This window comes from Bartonella sp. CL63NXGY, from assembly GCF_042194905.1.
In the GTDB taxonomy this organism is placed as follows: domain Bacteria; phylum Pseudomonadota; class Alphaproteobacteria; order Rhizobiales; family Rhizobiaceae; genus Bartonella.
Window position 1 is genome coordinate 1 of sequence record NZ_JBHINK010000030.1, and the last position, 8,170, is coordinate 8,170.

At 36.0% G+C, this 8,170-nt stretch carries 1 protein-coding gene and 1 pseudogene; both read right to left on the reverse strand.

From position 1 onward, the window contains the following. Positions 1-139 precede the first annotated feature (139 nt). Positions 140-878 (reverse strand): annotated as a pseudogene (locus tag ACFIK0_RS08675) (hypothetical protein). Positions 879-2,495: 1,617 nt separating this feature from the next. Continuing rightward, positions 2,496-7,493 carry a DEAD/DEAH box helicase gene (locus ACFIK0_RS08680; protein ID WP_375663832.1) on the reverse strand — a complete coding sequence of 1,666 codons (4,998 nt, stop codon included), beginning with the start codon at positions 7,491-7,493 and terminating at the stop codon, positions 2,496-2,498. Between the last annotated feature and the right edge of the window lie 677 nt (positions 7,494-8,170).

Sequence of the window (8,170 nt, forward strand, 5' to 3'; positions counted from 1 at the left end):
AAAGGGTATGATTATTAATTACACGCGTTTCATTTGTGAGTGCAAACTTTTTTTGCATAGCACAATTCCTTTATAAAAAGATTTGAATTTTAGAATGAAATGTTTAAAGGGGGGCGCCCCCGCCGCGCCCGCGCGTTATTTACGCAGCATCATTTTCATATTCGCTGTCATTATCATCGTCATAATACCACTCACAATCAGCATAATACTCATGACGATAATAATCATCTTCACTCCCAAATTCTGGATATGCCTCATCCCAAATATGATCATCAGCAGTTAAAGAGGCGGCGCTATGAACATAAGAATCGCCAGAGATAAGAGCCCCACAAACCACGGCATCATCAAAAACACGCGAGCCATCACAAATATGAGCAGCGCCGCTTATTTTTGCATTGCCACCGACATGAGCATCATCACAAATCACGGCATTATCGGAAATATGAGCATGATCAGTGACACGGGCGTTATCATAAATTTGTGCATTGCCTTCAATTACAACAGCACCTTTAATATGAGCATTCCCATAAAGACGCGCATTGCCTCCCATAAAAATAGCTTCAAAAATAGCATTCCCATAAATTTTTGCATTCCCACAAACGTCTACAAAAAAGCTTCTTACTTTAGCATTCCCTGAAACCCTTGCATTTTGAAAGACGCGCGCTTTGTCATAAACCCAGCAATTGCCTTTGTGAGATAAGTTACTTTCGTTTTCAATATACCCCCCCAAGATCGCCAGCTTTGACATCCCCAAAATCTCTTAAAGCACGTATACAGTATAATATGAGACCAGTCACAAAATCCATTTCGCCAGTAAACTCATATTTTTTAGATGTTTTTTTCTTATTAACGGGGGTGTTTTTTGAGATATTTGTCATAATTAAAACCTTACGGGTTAATAACGTTTTCAATTGACACCCTTATAAGGTGCCAGGCGTTGAAAACACGGCCGTAAGTCCGTTGTTATGCTTTTCCCATAAATGGGTATTGTATGGCATAACCACGCCCGACAAAATTCTCATATACTAACAAAAGCATAAAAGATAGCCAGTATTTTAAAGACATGGGAGAGGTTGTTTCGTAACCTATCCGCTAATCGTTAAGTGTTTCTATCACTTAATTATTTATATAGCAAAATACGTATTTATTGTCAAATAATATTTTATCTTTTTTGATATTTTTTTAAATACGTTATGTATTGATAATATCTTATGCCTATTAATTGCTTCTTTTATATTTATATGATTTTAAAGCTATATTACGGGCTTTGTGAAACGATTGCGTATTTTCTGAATCTATACATTTATAATATTTAGAAACGCTCTCATCATGCATATTTTAAACTTTATAACCTATCAATTTTATCACTAAATGGCTTTTAATTTTTTTGTGAATTTCTTTTAATAACACATTTTAGACTTAACAGCCTTTTATAGGGACTGTCTTTATAAACAAATTCTTTCATTTGCATATGAGTATTCAAGTTTACTGTTTTTACGCATTCTCTATAGCTGTTATGTTCTTTATAGCCATGGCATCATTTTTCATTGTCATAAAAGAAACGATAAATAGGATAATTGCGATTTATTGTCTGTTATGAAAATATCTCAATAGAAACTGATCATTATAGAGATCAGTAAAATCCCTTTTAATAGACCGTGTCAGTGTTGTCAGTTTTGTCAGTTCTTTTTAGAGCCTATATTATTTTTTTTAAATGAGAGAAAATTAAAAACATTATATTTCAATAGGTTATAATTTTAATGATGCAACCTTTATTAAAAGACAACCCATAAATTCAATTCATAATATATATTTGTCAGTTATGTGTCAGTAAATTGAACTGACAAAATAGATTATTTTAGTGAGTGATTAAAACGTGCTTTATGAAAAGCATATGCTCCTTTAAAGCCTTTCAAAAGATAGTTTGTAACGCATAAGGAGTGCTATCAAGATCATTATAGCTATGAGTTTAGAGGGTTTTGAAGGTTCCTTTTACCCCCCTTTATATATTATTTTTCAATCAAAAATAAAAATTATTATATTTCAATATGTTAATGTTTTAAAGGAACAACCTATATTACACACAACACGTAAATACAATCTGTAATATATATAAAAAGGGGTTTTGAAGGTATTTTGAGGGCTTGAGAAACCTTCAAAACCTATAAGTAATATAAGAAAATGAATATACATAATTCTGTTTAAACAAAGCTTTTGATAACAATAAAGCTATCATTTTAGATTACGGTATAACCTCTTAAAGGCAATGTAAAAAAATCTAATTCTATTTAAGAGTGGATTTCTTAAAAGTTTTAAAGCAATCCAAATAAGAGTATCTAAAAGTGCAAGTTTCTTCTTTTTAGAATAACGCATGATAAATTATCTTTTTAAAGATTGTATGTAAGCAATGTATAAAGGGGTATAGGAACCTATAGCTATAAGACCTTATACCCCTTATGAGTTTATCATACCCATTATGTGAGCATGCTTTTAAGTTATTCAGTTTCTCTTAATACCAAATTTGGTAAGTTCTTAACGATTTTCATGGTTTCTAAACTTACGGTAATAACCCTCTGAAATAACTCTAGAGGATAAGCAGGGTTGCCAACGGTTTCAACAGCATAGCGATTGGCATCATTGACAATATCACTCTTTTTATCAGTCTTAACGCATTGACGCCCCATAACCCATTCAAGAGCGGGTTTACCATTAACGATATACTCATAAGCTTCAAGAGGGATATCTGTCATGATGATATTGCTATTATAAATAACAGTGGTTTTATCCTTTTTCTTACTATCCTTAATTTTTGCGAATTTCATTTCAGTTACATAATAGAATTTTTCGGGATTAGAGATCTCTGTCTGTTTTGGATTACCCTTTTTAAAGGTTACTGGATAAGGTTTTACATCTTCATAATTCACATGCAAATGACCCAATTCACGCCCTGCTGTTACAAATTTCCAAAAATCATCAGCACTCTTTACACAAGGGATACGAGGTAATTCTTTGCATAAATTATCAGCATAACGAGAGCGATAATCTTCTGAATGAAGCAAACCGTAAACATAATAGAATAGATCATCTTTTGTTATGGTTTCATTCGGATAAGCCATTTTAAAATATGCTAGTCCTTCATCAGTTATGGTATCACGCCTTTGTAAACCAGCTGTTGTGTTTTTCTCTGTAGAATTTGTAAATAAATGGGATTGTTTTTCACTTTTATTTTTTGAAACTAGAGTGTCTTCGTAAATATAGCGTGAAAAGCATTGACCTTTATCTATTGCGTCATGGTTAGGTAAATTCTTAGTCATTAAGACAGAAAATCCTTTCAGTGCTCCTATACCTGCAATTTGTATTACTTTGTTTTGACCAATTCTTCCTATAGGAAACATATATGGTATTTGATAGAGAGATTCATTAAAAGTGCGATTATAATAAAGCCACTGTTTCGTAAAAGGACGATATGAACTCTGAGTGAGACATGTCTCTTCAAATTCAAAAATTTTTCCTCTAATTAACTGTTGCTTAATACTATAGCTCCAACTGATTTTACTTTCATCGGAATTAACAAAATTGTCTACATCCTTTGCACGTGCTTTATTGTCGGCATGTGGATAAGCGTCATCAAAACGTTTCACTTCGCTATTATAGAAAGCAATCATATTATACATATTCTTTGCCACTATTTCATGGCTTGAGTTATATGCCCATGCATCACGATTGGTTTTTAGACCACAAGAATAAATCTCAAAGAGCTTTTTATTATGTCCTTTTTTAGCACCCTTAGCACCCATGGCTAAAAAAGCGTTGAAATTGTCATCACGTTGACCAAGCCAATCATTATGCCTATCCGGTTTTATTATTCGCCAACCTTGTTTACTCTGTGTAATGCCATCAATACTACCAAAGGACTTAATTATTTTAAGCTTGTCCTCTCTTGTGTTGTAATCTCCAATAGCATGGAAATATATTTTCCCATACTCTTGTGCATTTGGATTTTTTACAAGAATAGAGATAGCTATGGGAGCTCTTGATCCAGAACCAAAGATTTTACCTCCTTCTTTTCGCGAAAGTTCTCCAGACGTTCGTTGATTGCCACGTAAATGGAAAATATAAAGACTGCTAAATTCCTTAATGAGGCACTTGCGTAAACCGTTCAGAGAATGACCACTAATAAAACTCGCATTTGTCACAAAACCAATCACACCACGGTCTTTTATACGATCACTTGCCCAACGAATAGCACGGATATAGCTATCATAAAGTGCTTGCACACAAGTTGTTTTGGATTGAGCAGCATAAGTCTCACGAATACGTTTATCTAATATTGGATAAGGAATATTCTTTGCATTATCATTTTCGCTTTTTTGTCCTACCGAATAAGGAGGGTTACCAAAGATAACTTTGATATTTAGATTTTTCTGATACTCTAAATATTCACTGTTTTCTTTAAATAATTCCTGTAGCAGGTTCTTTTCTTCAAGCATGCGGAAAGTATCGGTCAAACCAATATGCTTGAAAGGAATATACTCACCTTTCATGATACTATGATAGGTCGATTCAATGTTAATCGCTGCTATGTAATAGGCAAGCAAGACAATCTCATTGGCATGGATATCATGACGGAACTTATATTCCATATCCTCTGGTTTGATGAGATCTGATTGTAAAAGCCGTGTAATAAAGGTTCCAGTTCCCGTAAAAGGGTCGAGAATGGAGACACCCCGTGACCCCAAGCTTTTTCCAAACTCATTCCGCAACACATCATCAACAGAATGAATGATAAAATCAACAACCTCAACGGGCGTATAAACAATCCCAAGCCTATCCGTGGTTTTCTTAAATGCCTTGGAAAAGAAATCCTCGTAGAGTTTGATAATAAGGTTTTGTCTTGCTTGGGGTTCAGTAATCCCAGAGGCGCGGAATTTTACACTGTTATAAAACCCTTGTAATTCCAAAGACTCTTGCTTGATATCGGTTTTATCCAACTCAGCTAAAATCCTTTCCATCGCTTGTGAGATGCTATTGTTCTGGACAAATTCATTGCCCTCAAACAAAGCTTCAAACACGGGACGCGTTACAAGATGTTGTCCTAACATCTCAAGGGCTTCCTCTTGCGTAATACTGTCGTTTAAATTGCTCTTTAATTCCTTATGAAACGCATCAAAAGCACACCGCGCTTTGCCTTTCTCATCAGAAAGAATATCTTTAAGATGATTGATATGGTTTTGAGCAATCTCAGCAACATTGTTCGCCCAAATGCCCCAATAATCAGAAAGGGTCGATCTTTTAACTAGAACCGTTCTAAGTGCATTAGGAAATGCTGCTACAAAATTGAAGCTTGTTTGTCCATGATGCGTGGAAAGCGATTGACGGATTGGAGAGACATTGCTTGCACTTGCATGCTCTGTTTTTGCTTGAAGAGGGATATCGTCAACAACCGTGGTGACATTCTCTAAATCCATATTTTGAGAAACCGTTATAATCTCTAAAATAGGGCTTACATCTTGTCCTAAATTCATCTGATTAAGCGTTTTACTAAAATTCTCATCATGAGCAAGCAGGGCATCGAGAACTTGCCAAACAACACTGTATTTTGGATTGTTCTTTAAAGCTTTTTCGGGGTCAATCCCAGCCGGCACCCCAACGGGTAAAATGATATAGCCTCTTTTCTTGCCTGGAGCGCGCCGCATCACACGTCCTACCGCCTGTATCACATCGACTTGGCTTTTACGCGGGTGTAAAAACATCACCGCATCCAACGTAGGCACATCCACTCCCTCAGACAAACATCGTACATTGGTAAGTACACGGCAGTGATTTTCCCCCACATTTTCTTCCAACCAATCCAGTTTTCTTGTCCGTTCCTTGGCGCCATCCTTCCCATCAATATGATCAACTTCACAGATCAGACGGGGCGTATCGGGGTGGTTTTGATAAAGTCTATTGAAAATCCGCTTAACCCCTTTTCCTTGAAAGGTATCACGGATATTTTTAGAGGTCTTGATATCTTTACAAAAAGCCAAAGCCCGACGCATGGGGCTCGTATCATCTCCAAGATCGGCTTTCAGATCCAGTTTGGTTAAGGCTTGATAACAGCCAACAATTTTTGTTCTATAATCAAGAAGAAGTTCATAATCTTTACTTGTGGTAGGCATCTCCATGGTTTTACTGATTTCCCCCTCATCAACCCCCAAAACAATAATCTTATAAGGGGTTAACAGTTCATTCTTGACCGCATCGGTAAAACTGTAGGTATAAAGCACTTTTCCATAAATGGCTTCATTATCCATAGAGGCTAAAACAGCATCAACCTCATCAGCACGCCTTTTGGCATGGTCACTAAAGATACGAGGCGTTGCTGTCATATAGAGACGTTTCTTGCCTCGAATAAGACTGTTATCATGAACCTTGATAAAATCAGATTCATTGTCGTCAGTTCCTAATGAAGCCCCCGTTGTTCTATGCGCCTCATCACAAATAATCAAATCAAAGGCTGCTAAACCATGATCCTTTTGCGCATCAACAATGACTTGTATTGATTGATAGGTAGCAAAAATAACACTCATCGCATGGGGAGAAGAGTTGCCTACTTTCTCGACAAGCCTAGAGGCATCTGTGGTAGCAGGGAGGGCTAAATCCGATGCCGATAATTCCCCATCATCTTCTTGGTTTTTACGACGCTTGCCAATTTGCTTATCCGAACACACCGCAAAGCAACGCAAGGGCACTTGTGCATCGGCTGTCCATTCACGAATGCTTTGTGACATCAAGGCAAGAGAGGGGACCAAAAATAAGACATGCTTGCCTTGACCTGCTATGGTTTCTGCTATCTTCAAACTGGTGAAAGTCTTGCCCGTTCCACATGCCATAATGAGCTTGCCACGGTCTGCTTCTTTCAAACCTTCACAAACCGCTTTCAGCGCTTCTTTCTGATGATCTAAAAGCTTTTTCTTTGTTTGCTCGTAAAGAACAATGTTGCCTGTCTGATCAAAAATACCCCAATCGATTTGACTATTTTCCATATCAAACAGATTAATTCGATAAACCGGAACCGCTTGCCCTTCAATCATGGTATTAGCATTTTCGCTTAAGTCTTTTTCCGTACTATCAATGAGCAGACGGTATTTAAATCTCTTTTTACCAGAAATAGCGATAAAGCTTTCAATATCATCTTGAGTAATCTGATGATTGGTCTCATAAAATTGACAGCGAATAGCAACATAATCGTCTTGATCACGAATTTTAGCTACCAAATCAATATCAGTGTCTCTATCGCTTCCTTTCCACCCCTTTTCGTCAGCAACCTCTCTATAAGTTTGAACCTTTTCGTATTCTTGGCATTGAAGCGGGTCTTGCGTCAAATAAGCAATGACAAACTTTTCAAAAGCGGCTTGCTTATCTTGCTCTGATATCGCTTGTTCACGATAAGATTGTAAGAGCGCGCGTAAAGAGACGCGTTTATTATCAGAATAAAGAGGGTGAGACATAAAGAACAGACTCCATAACAATATATTCTACAGATCGATTCTCTTCAAAAGATTCGAAATGAGGCCAATTAAATCCATTTAGGATAAATAGCGAGTGTCAGATGAGGTGAAATTCTTGCAAAACCAGAATTTTTTTTCAAAAGGGATTTTTAAAGGTTATTTATCCACAGCCTATGACATGGGATAAGATCAGCAAAATAGTGAAATTTGCTGTTTATTTGATGTGTTAATCAAGATAAATGCACTATGTGCTTTAAAATATCAGAATGAGTATTTTGATGCATTTTATAGATAGGTTTTGAAGGTTTCTTACACCCTCAAAATACCTTCAAAAATATACCGCGGGTTGTATTTATAGGTTGTGTTTTAATATAGATTGTATCTCTAAAATGCTAATATATTGAAATATAATGACTTTTATTTTTCGATTGAAAAAAAATATATAAAGGGGGGTAAAAAGAACCCTCAAAATATTCAAAATACTCAAAACTCATAGATAAGGCATTCTTTGAAGGTTCACTCTATGAATGCAAGGGGATATGGTTGAGCAAATTTATCCTTTATATTTATGGGGATATTGATGTATTAACCATTGACGGGCTAAACAGTTTTGTTTAGAGGTTTCTTTATATAAATGTGGGGGAGAGATCTTCAGCAGTTAAAATAAAGCAGTTTTG

Coding starts and splice junctions, on each gene's coding strand:
- ACFIK0_RS08680 (WP_375663832.1), bottom strand. CDS start 7,493: ATGTCTCACCCTCTTTATTCTGATAATAAACGCGTCTCTTTACGCGCG.